Raw genomic sequence first — 18,387 nt, forward strand, 5'->3', positions numbered from 1 at the left:
TAACTTTGAGCAGAAAGGCAAGAACCATGATTGAAAAACAAAATGCCATTTGCTTAAAAAACCGCAGACTTATTCAAATTACAGGCGAAGAAGCAACAGATTTTCTACAATCCCTGATCACGACAGATGTAAAAAAAATCAGTCCACAGGAACTTTTCCCTGGAGCCCTTTTATCCCCACAAGGAAAGGTTCTTGCTGATTTTCTTATCGGAAAAAAAGAAGATGGTTACCTGATTGATATCAGGATGCCTTTAGCTGATACGCTCCATAAGCGTCTGTTGCTCTATAAGCTGCGCAAAAAAGTAGAAATTACACAACCATTCCAAGAGCTTGTTACAGTTTCTTTGAATAATGAATCAGATGCTTTAAATTTTGATTCAAGTTTTGTTGATAAACGCTTCCCACAAAAAGAAAAAATAATACGAATCTATGGCAAAAAACCTTTTTTAACTTCAGAATATCATGACACATGGAATCAATTGCGTATCCGTTATGCAATTGCGGAAAGTGATCAAGACTATGAAATTGGCAAAGTCTTTCCTCATGATATTAATTACGATCAAATCAATGGACTTGCATTCAATAAAGGATGTTATATTGGACAAGAAATTGTTTCACGAATGCACCACCGCCGTGCAGCACGTCGCCGTATTTTTATTGTAAAAGGCCAGTGTAAATTAATCCCTCAATCTAGCATTGAAGCAGGAACAAAAGTGCTTGGCTACTTGGGAACATGTGTAGAAAATGAGGCTCTTGCTTTAATGCGTATTGACCACGTCAAAGATGCTATGGATCATAACATCCCCTTTACTGTAAAAAACATTCCTGTCACTATAAGCATTGCTGAAAATATGAATTTTACCTTTCCTGAAAATACTATAGAAAACACTCATGGCTAAAGCTGAATTATTAAAAAATGGAGAAGCCCGCGCTTGGCAAAGAATGCTCTCTGGAAGGCGACTTGATCTTCTCAACCCTTCTCCTTTTGATGTTGAAATTGAAGATATTGCCCATGGACTTGCTCGCGTAGCACGTTGGAACGGTCAAACACGAGGAGAGCATGCCTATTCTGTTGCACAACATTCACTTTTGGTTGAACAAATATTTCAAAAACTTTTTCCACAATCGGGAAGCAACGAATGTCTTTATGCCCTTCTTCATGATGCTCCAGAATATGTCATCGGCGATATGATTTCCCCTTTTAAAGCTGTTATAGGAAAACAATATGAACGCGTTGAAAAGCGCATCCAAGATGCTATCCACATGCGCTTTTCTCTTCCCGTTGATCTTTCTCAAAAACTTTTAAAAAAAATTAAACAAGCCGACCGTATCGCTGCCTATTATGAAGCGATTACGCTTGCTGGATTTAATACAGAAGAAGCCCTTCACTATTTTGGCTCTCCCAATAATATTTTACCCGATGATCTGAATTTATCCCCCTATTCTACCCAACACATTGAAAACGCATTTTTAACGCGCTTTAATGACTTGGATGTCCAAAGATTATAGCCCCTTCGCATTGTTGATTCCTTGTCATTACAGAATCATCACACTGACTTATAATAATAATTCATTGTTTTTTCATTTTGAATGAGAGCTCCTAATATCGTAAGCTTCACTCATTTCAAATCTGTTTATATTGAATCAATCAAAATCATTCTCTTGCACACCACAAGCGGGTCTGGCGTGTGGGTAAAATTTTTTAAAGAAAGAGTTAAAATGCTTCTTATGAACCATCTCAAGTGCTAAGCGCTGTCGCAGCATTGAAAATTGGCAAAGTGTGTGATGATGCCGGCTTGCTCTCTTATGAAGCGTAAAGACGGGAGTACTCTATAAATTTTATACACTTCATAAGGGACTTACCACTATACTATTCACGAACGCCGTCGCGAAATAGGATTGGGTACCTTAAGAAAGCTTTCTTTAAAAAAGCACGTGAATTAGCGACCCAATGGCGTTCTGTTTTGCATGAGAGGCGTGACTTCATTAAAGAAATGGAAAAAATCACAGTTCAAATTGCATACAAAATATATTAAAAATGCACATTCATTATCAAAATAACAAATGTTCTCTTGTCAAACCTTTCATCTTAAACTGAAGTTTATTTTAGTTTATAAACTTCATTATCCGCTGGGAAAGCACGAGATGTGACATCCTCTGCATAATTCTTTATTGCAGTTTCCATGGCTTGTTCAAGATTTCCATAACGGCGTACAAATTTTGGCACATGAGAACCATAGCCCAACATATCTTCCATAACCAATACTTGCCCATCACATTGATTGGACGCCCCTATACCGATCGTAGGGATAGAAAGCTTATCTGTCAGTTTCACCGCTAAAGGTTCAACCATTGCTTCTAAAACAACAGCAAAAGCACCTGCCTCTTCAATCGCTGCTCCATCTGCTTCAATTCTTTGCCAATCATTCTCCTTGCGTCCTTGTGTTTTAAAACCACCAAAACGATTCATTGCTTGGGGTGTAAGACCGATATGCCCCATCACTGGAATGCCACGTTTACACAAAAAATCTACTGTTTCGGCTATATAAACGCCCCCTTCAAGCTTAACTGCACCACACCCCGTTTGTGCAAGAATGCGCGATGCATTTAAAAAAGCTTGCTCTGGACTTTCCTCATAAGAACCAAAAGGCATATCAATAACAACAAGAGCTTTTTGAGATCCACGCACCACGGCTTTCCCGTGTGAAATCATCATATCTAAATTAACAGGAAGCGTTGTCTCAAACCCATACACAACCATCCCAACGCTATCACCAACCAAAAGGATATCGCAATATGGATCAGCAATCCGCGCAGTATAAGCTTGATAAGCTGTTAAAGAAACAATTGGCTGTTGTCCCTTTCGTGCACGTATTTCGGAAGATGTTATACGCTTTACGGTTTTATGTACACTCATTTTCCACCCTTCTCTTGCAATATATATTGATCAATCAGCCTTATCTCACCAAAGCGGACAGTAAGAAGTAAAACTGCTGGTTTATTCAATGTTCCTTTAACCACGCATAAAGTTTCCATATCCCGTAAATCTATCGCTTCAATGATTGCACGCGTTTCTTGTTGTAAAATATCACGAACAGTTTTGCATAATTTATCAACCGACCGTTCACCTTCATGATAAAGCTTTTCAGCAGCTTTTCCACTTTCAGGAATAATTTTGGCAGCTTTACGATCTTCTAATGTTAAAAGCTGATTGCGTGAAGAACACGCTACACCATCTGACTCCCGTAGAATAGGAACTCCAACGATTTCAATAGGAAAAGCCAAATCTTCAACCATACGCCGAATAATTAAAATTTGTTGAAAATCCTTTTCCCCAAAAAAAGCCTTATCTGGTTGGACAATGTTAAAAAGTTTAGCAACAACGCTTGTTACACCACAAAAATGCCCTGGACGTAATTTTCCCATCAAAATACGTGATAATTTTTTCACTTGTACAATTGTATCATTCCCCAGTGGCCACATTTCATCTACAGAAGGAGCAAAAACACATTCAACACCTACTTCTTTTAACAAAGCACAATCGCCCTTCAAATCTCTTGGATATTGAGAAAAATCTTCTTGAGGTCCAAATTGCTTTGGATTGACAAAAATAGAAACCACTACGCGATCACACATTGCTCTTGCATACTGTACTAATGCAAGATGGCCATCATGCAATGCCCCCATTGTTGGAACAAAACCAATCGAAAAACCTAAACGTCGTTCCTCTGAAGTATATTGGCGGACTTCAGCAATTGTCTTTAAAATTCTCATTTTCCCATTCAATTATCATCAGATCAACCAATTAATGCCTGTACACCAAATTGGCGCTCAAACAATTGTATCAAATTCATGCGCACTGACGGCTGCTTTATATCTCGTGGCTCCCAGACATGACGCATAAGAAAAAAACCCGTCAGTATAAAACCATTTATTATGTCACTAAAATCAGCAGGACGAGTCGTTCTGTGTACAAGAAACTGTGGTAGAATGAGAAGCTTTTTTTTCCAAGGTTCCCCTGCTTCTTCACAGACAGCCCGTCCAGATTTTGGTGATACGTAATGAAGCCTTTCCTGACGACCTGTTGCAGCACAACAAGATAAATCAAGACCAAAACCAAGTTCTTCAAGAAGCCGCATTTCAAAACGTACAAGCAATTCTGCATTTACAAATGGTTCATCAAAATTCTGCATAAAAAGGTGTAAAATATCATATAAAATGGGGTGCGGATCACGTTCGGGAAGAAGCCGCAAATGAAAAGCTATCAATTGCAAAGCATAAAGTGCTTCTGGTAGACAGATTAATCGTGCCGCATGTAAATCAAGAGCTTCAAGCCGAAAAAGTCCCAAATGTTCGTCTAAACGAGCCCACCATTCAGCCTCCACAAAATTTCCAGGTTGAAGAAGAGCTGCCATGCGACGCGAGCGCCCCCCTTTTACCACTCCCATATAACGACCATGTTCACGTGTCATAATCTCAAGAATAACACTTGTTTCACCATATTGGCGTGTACCAAGTATAACGGCTTGTTCTTTCCACTTCATTTTACTTTAATTATTTTTAAAAATCTTATTAAAAAAAATCCAATCCCATTTCACGATAACGTTCTGGATCGGTATCCCAATTATCGCGCACTTTCACAAAGAGAAAAAGATGCACCTTTTGATCCATAATTTCCATGAGTTCTTTACGTGCTGCTTGACCAATCGCTTTAATTGTATCGCCTTTTGCTCCTAAGACAATTTTTTTCTGACTCTCACGCTCGACATAAATAACTTGATTAATTTTAACGGAACCATCTGAACGCTCTTCCCAGTTTTCTGTTTCAACCGTTGAGGAATAAGGAAGTTCATCATGAAGACGAAGAAAAAGTTTTTCACGCGTAATTTCAGCAGCAAGATGACGCATAGGCATATCAGAAATTTGATCTTCCGGATAATACCATGGCCCTTCCTGCATCATGTTACTCAACGCATGAAGTAAATCCTTGCAACCAGAACCGTTTAGAGCAGAAATCATAAATGTTTGCGCAAACTTTACACGTTCATTTATTTTAGTGGTTAACGCTAGAAGAGATGATTTAACAACTGTATCAACCTTATTAAGAACAAGAACTTTTTCTTGTTTCATATTGTTTACAATATCTAACATCATATCAACTTCATCCGAAAGACCACTTTGAGCGTCAATTAAAACAAGTAGAACATCAGCGCTCTTAGCCCCTCCCCAAGCAGCAGAGACCATGGCTCGTTCTAAGCGCTTATGGGGACGAAAAACACCCGGTGTATCGACCAACACAATTTGCACATCATCATGAATGACAATACCGCGGATTAAAGTTCGTGTTGTTTGTACCTTATGTGTTACAATTGAAACCTTTGTTCCAACCAATTGATTAACCAATGTCGATTTACCGGCATTAGGCATCCCAATAAGCACAACAAACCCAGAACGCGTTTTCATAACGTCACTCATGATCATTTTTTCCTACTGTTTTCCATACACCCTCTCGTCGCAAAATTTTTTCAGCTGCCATTCTCTCAGCATATCTTTTGGAGCTTCCCTGCCCAATCTCTGAAGCAAACCCAGAAATACTGACCTCTACCATAAAAACAGGATCGTGATCTGGACCTGAACGTTTTATAACCTGATAATGTGGTTGTGCATTGCCTTGGATATGCGCCCATTCCTGTAATTCTGTCTTGGCATCACGTCGACCAGCATCCATTTTCTTTGCCCGACTTTGCCAATATTTTTGAATAAAAGGGCGAACGCTTTCCAATCCTCCATCGAGATATATTACGGCAATCAAAGCTTCCACGACATCTGCATGCATGTTGATAAGTCGACGTCCCTCAAAATTTTTCATCTCAAAACCAACACGGATCATATCAGGAAGTCTCATTTCACGCGCAATATCAGCACATGTCTGTGCATTGACCAGATGATTTAAACGGACTGATAATTCACCTTCACTTGCCTGAGGAAAAAGTTGATACAGCATCTCTGCAATCAAAAGCCCTAAAACCCGATCCCCTAGAAACTCTAGTCGTTCATAATTCCCCTGTTCCGAATCTTGTACACTCGAGTGTGTTAATGCCTTCTTTAACCTCTCTTCATCTTTAAAACGATGCCCCGTCAGCTTGAAAAGCTGATCAATCATGAGACGTTTCATCGTTGTTTCCTTGCTTGATAAGCGGCAAATCATGAACCGTATTTATGAAAGAAAACAAACGTTTCCAACGCACATCAAATGGCCAGCGCCAAATCTGCCAAGCACTTGAACCATTACTGATAGAAAAGAAAATCACGCTCGCGCGACCAATAAGATTTTCTTCTGGAACATAGCCTACATCTAAACGACTATCATCTGAATTGTCGCGGTTATCTCCCATCATAAAGTAATGTCCTTGAGGAACTTCAAAGACTTCTGTATCATCAACTTTCGGGATGAAAGCTAAATCAAGTGTATCATAACTGACACCGTTAGGCATTGTCTCGCGATAAACCTCAACAGGATAGTTAACCTCTGTTATATCAGAATTATCAATCTCCCCCATAAAGTGACGTGAAACAGCCTCATCATTAATATAAAGGACACTTTGACGAACTTGTATACGATCACCTGGTAGCCCAACAACGCGTTTTATATAATCAATCTTCGGATTACTTGGTAAGCGAAAAACGACCACATCTCCACGTTGAGGTTGAGATGCCCAAATCCGTCCAGAAAAAAGAGGAGGAGAAAAGGGGATGGAAAAACGAGAATACCCATATGCATACTTAGAAACAAACAGATAATCTCCCACCAACAAAGTAGGACGCATTGAACCGGAAGGAATACTAAACGGCTGGAAAAAAAGTGTCCGAATAAACGCTGCTAAAAGCAAAGCCTGTATTAAAACAGAAATAAATTCACGAAGCCCACCTTTTTTTTCTTTTTTATGCACTTTATCTTTTTGGATCATCACCAACTGCCTTCTCATCACAGATATAATTTTTGTCATCATAATATTCAAATAACAAAAGCACAATCTCTCACGCCATCTATCCACGTGGAAGTGCTTCGATAATAATAAATGCCTGTGCCCAAGGAAAATCATCTGTTATGCTAAGATGAATAACTGCATCATGATGAGGAGGTAATAACTTTTGAAGTTGCATTTGCGCACGATTTGTTAATTGCATTATTGGTTTACCAGATGGCAAATTAACTACCCCCATGTCTTTCCAATTGATACCACAAGCGATTCCCGTTCCTAAGGCTTTAGCACATGCTTCTTTAGCAGCAAATCTTTTTGCATAGGACGAGGAGCTTTTTTTGAGATTTTCAGATCTATTTCTTTCAATATCCGTAAAAATACGTTGGATAAAACGCTCACCATAACGAACCAACATTTTCTCAATACGTCGTATATCAACCAGATCATTTCCAAGACCAATAATCATAAGATATTACCCGATCTTTCTCACGATGAGCGCTTCTTTAAACGCCTTTTTTTTATAATCTTTTGATATCGCTTTTGTTTAAAACGAACCGTTGCTCTGTAAACACCTATATAAGATAAACCACCAAAAACAATACCTAAAAGAGTTCCCCCTAAAATCATAGGACTCATAATTGTGTCCCATGCGCCTTTAAAGAGGAGAGAGAGATTTGACAATGTCAAACCATTAAATAGAGCACGAATTTGCGAAAGAGAAATCTCTTTGACATCGCTAAAAAGTGATAAACAAAAATACCCTACTTTATAATCAGCCATGACAATCAATAAAAATGTGAGTGGATTAGAAAAAATTGTCCCAATGATTGCGGCAGCAAAGTTTGCACGCAAAAGCCAAGAAAAAAATATTGCCAAAATAATATGCAGCCCAAAGAAAGGGGAACAAGCTAAAAAAACGCCAACAGCAACCCCTAATGCTACTTCATGCGGTGTTGCTGATATACGCAAAATACGTTTATGTATGTAGCAAAATGAGCGAGAAAATGAACGACGTGGCCATAACCAAAGTCGAATACGCGTTACAAAATCTATTGGTTCTCGACGACGAAAAAGCATATGACTCTCAATATACATCTTTTAATGATGAAATAATCTATATCATCCAAATTAATCTTTTTAAGCTTTTGCACAAAAAAAATAGAACGACAATTAAATATTTCGACTGCCTGGTTTAATCGCGGGAAGAACAGAAAGCTCTGCAGGAAGTGCATCACTAGCATAAGAGGTTATCTCGTATTCAGCAAGCGCAATCAATGGAACTCCAACATTGACCTTACCACCAGAACGATCAAGGATACATGCACTGGCCAATACCTCTGCTCCTGCTGCAACAAGCGCTTCAACAGTCTCACGAATAGAAAGCCCCGTTGTTACAATATCTTCAACAATAACAACCCGTGCACCCTTCTTGATTTCAAAACGACGCAATTCAAAGATGCCATTTACACGCTCTACCCAAAGAGAAGGAACACCAAGGTGACGTGAAGTTTCATAGGAAGGAATAAGACCGCCAATTGCGGGACCAACAACATAGTCAATTTTTCCCTCGATAGATTTTTTGATTTTTTCAGCCAATCCACGACATAACTTTTCCGTCAAGTCAGCATGCATGAATACTTTCGCTTTTTGCATATAAGTCGCACTATGGCGCCCCGATGTTAAAATAAAATGCCCTTCTAGAATAGCATCTGCTTGTTTAAAAATATCAATGACATCTTGTGTCTTCATTGCAAAATCTTTCTTTTTATCCATGAACCCGCCGTACTGTACTTACTGAACCTGCCTTTTTTAACTGAGAAAAAATACGATTCAAATGTTTTAAATCCCACACTTCCAAATCAATCATAATTTCTGTAAAATCTGGTGCTGTACGGATAAAAGATAAATTTTGGATATTGGCATCGTTAGCAGAAATTATTTGTGTAATTTCAGCCAGAGAACCAGGACTATTTACAACTAAAATATTCATCCGTGCAGGAAAACGTTCATTCATTTGGGCATCAATATCCCAGCGAACATCAATCCATCGTTCTGGCTGATCATCATACGCCATCAAAGCTGAAGACTGTATTGGATAAATAACGATCCCAGCTCCTGGCTGCATAATACCAACAATCCGATCTCCAGGTACTGCTCCTTCCGGTGAAAAACGTACGGGTATATCTCCACGGGTTCCTCTAATAGGCAAGGCTTTAGATTGATGATTCTCGACCTTTGCATTCTTTTCATTTTCTGGAACTTTAAAAATCATACCTTGAGCATTTTCAATATTAAACCAACCTTCTTCCCCAGGCTTAAAAGATGACTTTTGTACCACACGGTGATCTTGATAATCAGGATAAACCGCTTTAATCACATCAGCGGAAAACAGCTCTCCACGCCCAACAGCAGCCAATACATCCTCTACATCTTTACGTGCTAAACGTGGCAAAACTTTCTTCAAAAGGTCTTTTGAAAATTGCTTTCCCATATATTCAAATGAACGCTCGAGAATACGATATCCTAAACCCGAATATTGTTTACGTACCGCTGCACGACTTGCTCGTCGAATAGCTGAACGTGCTTTACCCGTGACAACAAGAAATTCCCATGCTGCTGGCGGAATTTGAGCGTGTGAGCGAATAATATCAACCTCATCACCATTTTTTAATTTGGTCATTAAAGGCATAATACGACCATTGATTTTTACACCCACACAAGAATCACCGATGTCTGTATGGACGGCATAAGCAAAATCAATAGGCGTAGCTCCTTTAGGAAAAGCAATTAATCGACCTTTCGGCGTAAAACAAAAAACTTGGTCTTGAAAAAGCTCAAGTTTTGTATGTTCTAAAAACTCTTCTGGATTATCTCCATCAGACAAAGATTGTATCGTTTGACGCAACCATGCATAGGCATTCGTTTCACTTGATAACTTCACAGTCGAATAATTGGAACCATGCTCTTTATATATGGAATGAGCAGCAACCCCATATTCAGCAACTTCATCCATAGAAGCCGTTCTAATTTGCAACTCAACACGTTGTCTTGAAGGACCAACAATTGTTGTATGAATAGAACGATAATCATTTTGCTTTGGTATAGAGATATAATCTTTAAAACGACCAGGAACCATTGGCCATGTCGTATGAATGACACCAAGAGCACGATAACAATCATTCACGGACTCAACAATCACACGAAATCCAAAAATATCCGATAATTGTTCAAAAGATAATGCTTTACTTTCCATTTTGCGAAAAACTGAATAAGATTTTTTCTGACGGCTTTTAACATCTGCTTTAATACCATGCTCCAAAAAAAGTTTTGTCAATTCATTTTCAATTGTGGAAAGCAAATCACGGTTGTGTTTCAATAATTCAGAAAGTCGATTGGTAATTGTACGATAACCTTCTGGATTTAAATAAAAGAAAGAGAGATCCTCTAATTCCTCACGCATATCCTGCATACCCATACGACCTGCAAGTGGCGCATAGATATCCATCGTCTCCTCAGCAATTCGCCGACGTTTATCATCACGCATAACACCAAGGGTACGCATATTATGAAGACGATCAGCAAGTTTGACTAAAAGAACACGAACATCATCAGAAATAGCAATAAGAAGTTTACGAAGATTTTCTGCTTGTACGGCTTTCTTTGATACAAGATCAAGCTTATTAAGCTTTGTAAGCCCTTCAACCAACTTCCCAATTTCAGAACCAAAAAGCTGATCAATTTCTGCTCGTGTAGCGCTTGTATCTTCAATTGTATCATGCAAAAGAGCAACAGCAATCGTTGCCTCGTCCAACCGCATATCTGTCAAAATAGCAGCAACTTCTAAAGGATGAGAAAAATAAAGATCACCTGACGCACGCTTTTGATGTGCATGCTTTTTCATTGCATAATCATAGGCCCTGTTTAAAAGAGCCTCATCTACGTCAGACTTGTAACGTTGAACACGTCCAACAAGCTCACACTGACGCATCATACGAGCATATCCTTTATCTTTTCACACCTCTAATCTTTATTGAACATGTCCTATCAATAAAAGACAAGAAAAATAATTGCTCCTTACATGACAAGGTATCTTTACTCCTGTAACATAAATTGCTGCAATTAATAATCGTCACTTTTTTCTGGAACAACCAAACCTTCAATACCCGCTAAAAGCTCTTCTTCTGACATATGATCAAATGAAGTACCTTCTTCTTGCGACGACGTATTAAAAACACTTTCAGCTTCACCTGAATGGGTAATAAATTCACTTGCCATTTCTGGCTCATCTACTTCCACATGCTTTTGCAACGAATGAATAAGGTCTTCCTTTAAATCAGCAGGCGACAATGTTTCTTCTGCTATTTCACGCAAAGCAACAACTGGATTTTTATCATTATCACGATCAACCGTAATCTGCGCTCCTTGTGAAATCTGACGCGCCCGATGACCTGCTAAAAGTACCAATTCAAAGCGGTTGTCAACTTTATCAATACAATCTTCTACCGTTACGCGGGCCATTTATGCCTCTTTCTCAAATAAAAAAATTTAATAGCGGATAGAGGAGTATATACAATAATCAAAATAAAACACAAGAAAAACAACACAAACTTTTATATTTTTTGATTAAAGAACTTATTTAAAAAAAATCTTGGAAAATTTATAAAAATGTATAACCTATTCATGCTTGTTATCAAAATTTCTTTTAAAAGCATTCCAATAGATTGACTTCAAACAAAGGGAGGTCTTTCTTGACAAAATACTTGTCTGGAGTCCTTATCCTTTTAAAAGGAATACCTGCTGTTTAAACCCTTTGCAATAACAGCAGCCTTATACATACTTTTTATGATAATATCTTTATCTAAAGAGAAAACTTTTTTCTTTGAACATCATGTGTATCGCACTCTTATTCATCGAATGAATTACTGAAAGATGATCTCTCTTTACACAATAATGAGCAATAAGTTTATATTAAACTTTCTTCTAAAAAAGTTTATTTATATTCATTATAGATTGTTTATCAAAACATAACCCGTCATATACGCTATATAAAGACTCAAAAAAATAGAAAAACGATTGATGCCTAACACCATGAATAGCCAATTAACATCACTTTGCCCAGAACCACCCCAAAATTGCAATTTATGTCCTAGGCTTCATCAATTTATCGCTGGCTGGCGTGTAAAAGAACCAAGTTGGTATAACGCACCGGTGCGCCCATTCTTTCCTTATAAAGGGCCAGATACAACACGCCTTCTTATTGTTGGGCTTGCTCCTGGATTACGCGGAGCAAATCGAACTGGACGTCCATTTACTGGTGATTATGCTGGGCACTTACTTTATTCAACTTTAAAAAAGTTTGGTTTTGCCCAAGGAACCTTTGAAGAAAGAGCAGACGATACTCTTGAACTTATTGATGCAGCAATTGTTAACTCTGTTCGTTGTGTTCCACCAGAAAATAAACCCACCGGTGCAGAAATTAACACGTGCCGCTATTTCTTCTCACCTCTTTTAACAAATCTTCCCAAACTTAAAGCCGTTATTACCTTAGGCACCATTGCGCACCATTCAACGATACGTGCCCTTAATGCAAAAGTTTTATCTCACCCTTTTGGACACGGTGAAATCAATAACATCGGCAGATTACGCATCTTTTCGAGCTATCACTGTTCTCGTTATAATACAAATACTGGGCGCTTGACAGACGCCATGTTTCACCAAATCTTTCAAGCAGCAAAAACATACTTAGATCAATGCTAAAACTGTTTTAAAAAGTGCTATAAATAAAGAATATCGAAATTGCATCCATCATCCATATCTTTTTAAAAGTCTTGCTTTTTCACGTCCCCAATCACGTTTTTTTTCCGTTTCGCGCTTATCATGAAGCTTTTTCCCCCGCGCTAGAGCGATCTCCAACTTAACGCGCCCTCGTTCATTAAAATAAAGTTTGAGAGGAACAAGTGTCATTCCTTCACGAGACGTTGCATTAAAAAAACGTGCCATCTCACGTTTTGAAAGTAATAATTTGCGCAAACGTCGTGGTTCATGATTAAAACGATTAGCCTGCGTATATTCAGGAATATAGCTGTTTACTAACCATAATTCCCCATTCTCAAAACTCGCATAGCTTTCAGCAATATTGGCATGATTAGAACGTAAGGACTTCACTTCCGCTCCCTGAAGGACAAGACCAGCCTCGAGATTATTAAGGATTTCAAAATTAAAACGTGCTTTACGATTGTCAGCAATTATTTTCCGTACGGGCGCGTTCTTTTTTTTATTCATGGCTTTGTCAATATCATTTTATGCTTTTAAAAGACCAGCATGACTGAGGGCTGCATCAATAATCTTCTTTGTTCTTTCTGTTAATGGAACAATAGGAGAACGCACAGTATCACCACAAAATCCTAATTTTGCAGCAGCATATTTAATACCTGCTGGACTAGGTTCAATAAACACAGCACGATTAAGAGGCATCAAGCGATCATTTAATTCTCGTGCTGTTTTATAATCACCACGAAAACAAGCGGCTTGAAGTTCAGCACAAAGCTTTGGAGCAACATTAGAAGAAACTGAAATACACCCCATACCTCCATGTGCATTAAAACCTAACGCCGTACAATCATCACCGGAAAGCTGCACAAAATCTTTTCCACACTTTTCACCTTGTTCACTAACGCGCTCAATTCTGCTCGTTGCATCCTTAACACCAATGATATTGTTAAAATCTTGATAAAGGTCTTTCATCGTTTCTACAGCCATATCGATAATAGAACGACCAGGAATATTATAAATTATAATCGGAATAGAAACAGCTTTGGCAATGGAAGAAAAATGCTTGTATAAGCCAGATTGATTTGGTCTATTATAATAGGGAGTGACAACCAAAACTGCATCTGCACCAGCTTTTTGCGCGTATTGTGCAAGCTCTACAGCCTCGCTTGTGCTATTTGATCCCGCTCCAGCAACAACAGGAACACGCTTTGCAACCTGCTCAACACACAATTCTATAATCCGCTTATGTTCTTCATGACTTAACGTTGCTGATTCACCTGTTGTCCCAACAGGGCTTACACCGTTAATCCCTTGTGTGATCTGCCATTCAACAAAATCACAAAACGCCTTCTCATCAATCGCGCCCTTGTTATCAAACGGTGTGATAAGCGCAGTTATAGCTCCCTTGAGCATGATAAACTCCCTATAATGTTTGCTTTTATTTTTTTATAATCGCCTTTTATAAATTTTAAATAGAGCATAATCTTGCTCTATCATTGAAGCAAGATGAATTTCAAAAAAAGCCCCCATAAGATGAAAATGTCCCTCCTTAAATGTTGAACATTTCTTTAAAATAAGCCGTCTATATTAACGCGTTTTTCATGCTTGTGTTCTATAAATCCTTAAGTTTTTACAAAAAGCAAGGTCTCAAGGTCTTTTCTCTATGCGTGTATTATCCACCTCTCTTTTCGTATCAACCTTTACTACACTTATACTGGCAATAAGAATTTTATTTTCAAGTGCATACGCGCAAACACCCCTTTTGCAAGGGAAAGTACCAATCCCTTTGGTTCGCCCTACTCCCTTTACCGCAAAAGAAGCTCAAGAATCTCTTCAACAGATACACACTACATCACACAATACTGCTACACTTCAGCAACTGAAAACTGGGCTAGATGCACTAGCAAACAACAATATTGCAAAAACAATAAATCTTCGTAATTCAATGGAAAAACATAGCCTTGATCGTCATATTTTGACATGGGCGCTGGGGGTGTCAAACCAAGCTAATATACCCAGTTCTGAAATATTTAATGCAATCAACATGCTAAAAGGATGGCCCGGTATAGAAACGATGCAACGCAATGCTGAACGTGCTTTTCTTAACGAAACCAACGTCACACGCGCAATCATCCAAAAATTTTCTCATCACCCGCCCCAAACAGCACAAGGGATGGCTCTCTTCGCTAAAGCACTTATCGCAACGGGACAAACCACTCGTGCTCAACACGTTATTGCGCCATGGTGGCATAAAACACAGCTTAATGCAAAAGAAGAAGTATTTGTTCTTAAAAATGCAAACGCTGCATTAAAACCTATTGATCATTTGAGACGCATGCAGTTTATGCTCTATGCACATCGTTTTGATTCAGCAGCACGCGTTGCAAAATTAGCCCATGCTCAATCTCTTTTTAATGCTTTTGTGGCCGTTGAAAAAAATGATCCTAGAGCTACACAAAAATTAAAAGCTGTAGAGAGATCATGGCAAAAAGATCCTCTTTTTCAGTTTGCTCGAATACGCCATCTTCGACGAACAGAGCAATATGATGCAGCAGCAGCACTCATGATGAAAACATCAAAAGATGCATTCCGCCTTATGAACCCTCATTCATTGTGGAAAGAACAACGCGCCCTTTCTCGTGAAATGCTCGATTTAAACAAACCCAAAATTGCTTATCAACTTGTTGCAATGCACACTGGTATAACATCTGCATTAGCCGTCGATGCTGAGTTTCATGCAGGGTGGTATGCACTACGGTTTCTTCATAACCCTAAATTGGCAATGCAGCATTTTTCACGTATTCCTCAACTCTCTTCTTTACCTTTTTATGCATCACGTGGATATTACTGGATGGGACGAACAGCAGAAACGCTAGAAGAACATCAAAATGCCCAGCAATACTTTCATCGCGCAGCTCATTTTGGTGCAACTTACTATGGTCAATTAGCCGCTGCACGACTCAACCAAAAAAAGCTTAAAGTTTTCTTTCCCAAACCAACAACCGCTGAGCGACAACATTTTAGTGCACGAAAAGCGATCAAAGCAATTCAACGTCTTGAAGCAGCCGGCTATGCTGATTTTGCTAAAATTTTTTATAGAGAGCTCGGAAAAAAAATAGAAAGCCCCGGTGAATTAGCTCTTCTGGCTGTTATGGCAGAAAAAAATGGAGACTATTATACCAGCCTCAAAATTGGAAAAATGGCTGTTTTTCAGGGGAAAAATGTCGGTGCACTCTCTCATCCTCTGGGAGCTATACCAGCTTCTGCTAATATTTCTGTAGAAGAAAAATCGCTTATCTATGCCATTGCACGCCAAGAAAGCGAATTTAATCCAACAGCCATATCAAAAGCAGGTGCACAAGGTATACTCCAATTGCTTCCTACAACAGCAAAAGCACTGGCAAAAAAATACTCAATCGCATGGTCTCCTAAAAAATTTAGCAGTGATGCTCATTATAATGCAACATTAGGTGCTCATTTTCTCAATGAACAATTAGAACGTTTTAATGGATCCTATATACTAACTCTTATTGGCTATAATGCGGGTCCCCGTCGAGTCAATGAATGGATAAAACGTTATGGCGATCCTCGAGGTCAATCTCTCGATAACGTCATTGATTGGATTGAACGTATTCCTTATACAGAAACACGTAATTACGTGATGCGTGTCATGGAAAATTATGGTGTCTACAAAGCAAGACTCACTGGGAAAATAGATATAAAAACCGACTTGCTTTCTGGTCGACGGAAATAATATGCCTTAACTTCCCAAATAGCATTTGAAAGCGTTGATAAGAAGTGTTTTTATTCCTTTTTAAATAGTACCATACCCACTTTCTTAGGACGTATAAGAAAGTAATTTTAATTGATTCAGTATTAATAAATTCGAAATGATGAATTATCATTATAAATCAACAGGTAGTACAAATAATTCATTTCTTCTCAACATAGACGACAATATCATAGAGATTACAAATATAAGAGAAGAGTGAAACAAATAGCTCATCCTTTTACTGTTGCTTATTAGTCAATATTCAAATCTTGTGAAACAGCATCTTTTAAGACTATTTTTCCTGCTTATAACATTTCTATACCAAATAAGAGCACGTTATTATATATATCGTTTGGATTATCTCTGATAACAGAAAGACAGACTCATTGAGTTAGAAAGCCTTAAAGACAAACAATTCTCTTCTGCCCCTTCCCTTTCATTCGGTTCTACGACTTTGAAATATGTCAATATCTTTTAATGATGAAGATGAAACTTTGCTTTTTTTTCTCATTTTTACATATAAGCTCACATCCTTCACACAAAACAGAGCATCCCAAAATAGTATGTTTTTCTTATTTATAATTCCTCTTTTATTTTAATGTTTCTAAGTCCATTTCACAACGGTGTATCTGAAAAGTACTTACGAAAATCCTCTCACGAATGGTATAAAAATCGATTAGACACGATTAACCTTTAATTAATAAAAGCTATAGCTCTATCATCCCTTAACTCCCAATGTTGCAAAAGCCCTTTCATTTAGAGCACTCATAAGAAGTATATTCACTGCTTTTTAGAAGTTTTTTATCCATGCTCCTCCTCAACTTGTATCATAAGTAAGCGGATGGTTTTGATTGATTCAACATCAAAAAAATTCGAATAAATTATATTTGAACTTTCATTAAAATTATAAACAATCATTATAAATCAATATATTATAAGAAAGCGCCCCGCATAAAAATCAGCTAAATATTAGGGATACTCTAATTGTTTTATTCACTTTTGATGGTGGTGGTGGTGGAAAAGAACCAACGCGTCGAAGGGCTGCCATCGCTAATCGATCAAGTTCCGGGTCACCAGCAGAGACTACTACACGACTAGAAAAAATACTCCCCTGCTCATGCACCATAAATTCTAACTTCACCGTTCCTTTTGTACGATTGGTGCGCTGTCCCACAATATAATTTTTTTGTCTTTCTAATTGTGACTGTACCTTTGCTAACCACTCCATTAACAACATATCTTCAAGCCCTGCTGTCCCGCCGCCCTTGTTGATGGAAGAAGAACGTACCGCCTTTGCATTGGAGCGCTTTACTACAGCCTTTGGCATCGGTATTGTTTTTTTGATAAACGCTTTATGCTCCACTTTTTGAGGTAGGGGTTCTTCCAAAGGCTTTAAGTCATCTTGTTCTACTATATGCTGAGGTTCTTCCGATTGAACTTCATCCACGGATTCCAATCCTTCTGACTCCTGCTCTAGGAGATCAGACTGTAATACTTCTTGCTCTGTATTAATATCCAACTCTCTATGAATATCTGGCAAGTCTGTATCAACATCCGGATATACAGTTTCTTGCATAAAAGTCAGCATAATCTCCGACGAGAGCAAACCATTACTTATACCAGTACTTTGAAAATAAAACTGTGCTGCCAATAATACATGCAAAAAGAAAGCCCCAATAAATGCACCAATCCAAAGAGTTAATAATTGTTTCGTATTTGCAAAATTCATCGTTTCTTCTGCCACTATTTTAAGCTTAATATTGGTGTTCAATCTCATTAAAACAGGCTATTTTGAAATTGCAACTTTTTTCTTGACTGATTTTGTCATGTTTAATATGGTCTTCTAATGATTTTGTGCCG

18 protein-coding genes and 1 pseudogene are annotated in these 18,387 nt (G+C 38.2%); 5 read left to right on the forward strand and 14 right to left on the reverse strand.

The genetic code is table 11. The annotated features are described in order from the left end of the window. Positions 1-26: 26 nt before the first annotated feature. The 3 genes and pseudogenes from ACFIMI_RS01630 to ACFIMI_RS01640 all read left to right on the forward strand — a co-directional run. A complete protein-coding gene (locus tag ACFIMI_RS01630; RefSeq protein WP_375692195.1) occupies positions 27-899 on the forward strand; it encodes a YgfZ/GcvT domain-containing protein in 873 nt (290 codons plus the stop codon). Next, the gene (locus tag ACFIMI_RS01635; protein ID WP_375610152.1) at positions 892-1,509 is read left to right on the forward strand and encodes a YfbR-like 5'-deoxynucleotidase; all 618 of its coding nucleotides are present in this window, start codon (positions 892-894) and stop codon (positions 1,507-1,509) included. Before ACFIMI_RS01630 ends, ACFIMI_RS01635 begins: the two co-directional genes overlap by 8 nt. Positions 1,510-1,860: 351 nt before the next feature. Beyond that, positions 1,861-2,003 (forward strand): annotated as a pseudogene (locus ACFIMI_RS01640) (integrase); the annotation flags it as partial. 98 nt (positions 2,004-2,101) lie between these two features. Here the strand turns inward: ACFIMI_RS01640 and panB are convergent. The 11 genes from panB to rpoZ all read right to left on the reverse strand — a co-directional run bounded on the left by panB (position 2,102) and on the right by rpoZ (position 11,501). Next, complete coding sequence (gene panB / locus ACFIMI_RS01645) at positions 2,102-2,917, reverse strand: 3-methyl-2-oxobutanoate hydroxymethyltransferase (protein ID WP_375671824.1); 816 nt, start codon at positions 2,915-2,917, stop codon at positions 2,102-2,104. Beyond that, on the reverse strand, positions 2,914-3,774 hold the full coding sequence (panC, locus tag ACFIMI_RS01650; protein WP_375671825.1) for a pantoate--beta-alanine ligase: 861 nt from the start codon (positions 3,772-3,774) through the stop codon (positions 2,914-2,916). Before panC ends, panB begins: the two co-directional genes overlap by 4 nt. Before the next feature lie 23 nt (positions 3,775-3,797). After that, on the reverse strand, positions 3,798-4,544 hold the full coding sequence (recO, locus tag ACFIMI_RS01655) for a DNA repair protein RecO (RefSeq protein ID WP_375638092.1): 747 nt from the start codon (positions 4,542-4,544) through the stop codon (positions 3,798-3,800). A gap of 28 nt (positions 4,545-4,572) precedes the next feature. Further along, positions 4,573-5,475: a GTPase Era gene (gene era / locus ACFIMI_RS01660; RefSeq protein WP_375631705.1), complete on the reverse strand. Its 903-nt coding sequence runs from the start codon at positions 5,473-5,475 to the stop codon at positions 4,573-4,575. Then, positions 5,468-6,175 carry a ribonuclease III gene (rnc, locus tag ACFIMI_RS01665; RefSeq protein ID WP_375612949.1) on the reverse strand — a complete coding sequence of 236 codons (708 nt, stop codon included), beginning with the start codon at positions 6,173-6,175 and terminating at the stop codon, positions 5,468-5,470. Before rnc ends, era begins: the two co-directional genes overlap by 8 nt. Next, positions 6,156-6,968, reverse strand: coding sequence for a signal peptidase I (gene lepB, locus ACFIMI_RS01670; RefSeq protein ID WP_375611213.1), 813 nt, complete (start codon positions 6,966-6,968; stop codon positions 6,156-6,158). The genes rnc and lepB overlap by 20 nt, the downstream gene beginning before the upstream one ends. A gap of 79 nt (positions 6,969-7,047) precedes the next feature. Next, positions 7,048-7,449, reverse strand: coding sequence for a holo-ACP synthase (acpS, locus tag ACFIMI_RS01675; RefSeq protein WP_375606308.1), 402 nt, complete (start codon positions 7,447-7,449; stop codon positions 7,048-7,050). Between the two features lie 20 nt (positions 7,450-7,469). Next, a complete protein-coding gene (locus ACFIMI_RS01680) occupies positions 7,470-8,060 on the reverse strand; it encodes a DUF2062 domain-containing protein (protein ID WP_375606309.1) in 591 nt (196 codons plus the stop codon). 93 nt (positions 8,061-8,153) lie between these two features. Next, a complete protein-coding gene (pyrE, locus tag ACFIMI_RS01685) occupies positions 8,154-8,732 on the reverse strand; it encodes an orotate phosphoribosyltransferase (RefSeq protein ID WP_375613047.1) in 579 nt (192 codons plus the stop codon). A gap of 16 nt (positions 8,733-8,748) precedes the next feature. Further along, positions 8,749-10,974, reverse strand: a complete 2,226-nt coding sequence (locus ACFIMI_RS01690; protein ID WP_375612951.1) for a RelA/SpoT family protein — start codon at positions 10,972-10,974, stop codon at positions 8,749-8,751. A 128-nt stretch (positions 10,975-11,102) separates the two neighbouring features. After that, positions 11,103-11,501, reverse strand: coding sequence for a DNA-directed RNA polymerase subunit omega (rpoZ, locus tag ACFIMI_RS01695; RefSeq protein ID WP_273791104.1), 399 nt, complete (start codon positions 11,499-11,501; stop codon positions 11,103-11,105). Between the two features lie 570 nt (positions 11,502-12,071). On the opposite strand from rpoZ, the gene ACFIMI_RS01700 reads away from it, so the two are divergent. Next, on the forward strand, positions 12,072-12,740 hold the full coding sequence (locus tag ACFIMI_RS01700; protein WP_375630891.1) for a uracil-DNA glycosylase: 669 nt from the start codon (positions 12,072-12,074) through the stop codon (positions 12,738-12,740). A 48-nt stretch (positions 12,741-12,788) separates the two neighbouring features. Here the strand turns inward: ACFIMI_RS01700 and smpB are convergent, their stop codons facing one another. Both smpB and dapA read right to left on the reverse strand, forming a co-directional pair. After that, the gene (smpB, locus tag ACFIMI_RS01705; RefSeq protein ID WP_012231306.1) at positions 12,789-13,265 is read right to left on the reverse strand and encodes an SsrA-binding protein SmpB; all 477 of its coding nucleotides are present in this window, start codon (positions 13,263-13,265) and stop codon (positions 12,789-12,791) included. A gap of 18 nt (positions 13,266-13,283) precedes the next feature. Further along, positions 13,284-14,168 (reverse strand): 4-hydroxy-tetrahydrodipicolinate synthase, encoded by an 885-nt coding sequence (dapA, locus tag ACFIMI_RS01710; protein ID WP_375612952.1) that lies wholly within the window; start codon positions 14,166-14,168, stop codon positions 13,284-13,286. A gap of 250 nt (positions 14,169-14,418) precedes the next feature. Here dapA and ACFIMI_RS01715 point away from each other — a divergent pair, with 250 nt between their 5' ends. Beyond that, positions 14,419-16,509 carry a lytic transglycosylase domain-containing protein gene (locus ACFIMI_RS01715; protein ID WP_375671826.1) on the forward strand — a complete coding sequence of 697 codons (2,091 nt, stop codon included), beginning with the start codon at positions 14,419-14,421 and terminating at the stop codon, positions 16,507-16,509. Positions 16,510-17,485: 976 nt separating this feature from the next. Here the strand turns inward: ACFIMI_RS01715 and ACFIMI_RS01720 are convergent. After that, on the reverse strand, positions 17,486-18,256 hold the full coding sequence (locus ACFIMI_RS01720) for an energy transducer TonB (RefSeq protein WP_375671849.1): 771 nt from the start codon (positions 18,254-18,256) through the stop codon (positions 17,486-17,488). Positions 18,257-18,387: the final 131 nt, after the last annotated feature.

Source organism: Bartonella sp. AP4SXKL, from assembly GCF_042195845.1.
In the GTDB taxonomy this organism is placed as follows: Bacteria; Pseudomonadota; Alphaproteobacteria; order Rhizobiales; family Rhizobiaceae; genus Bartonella.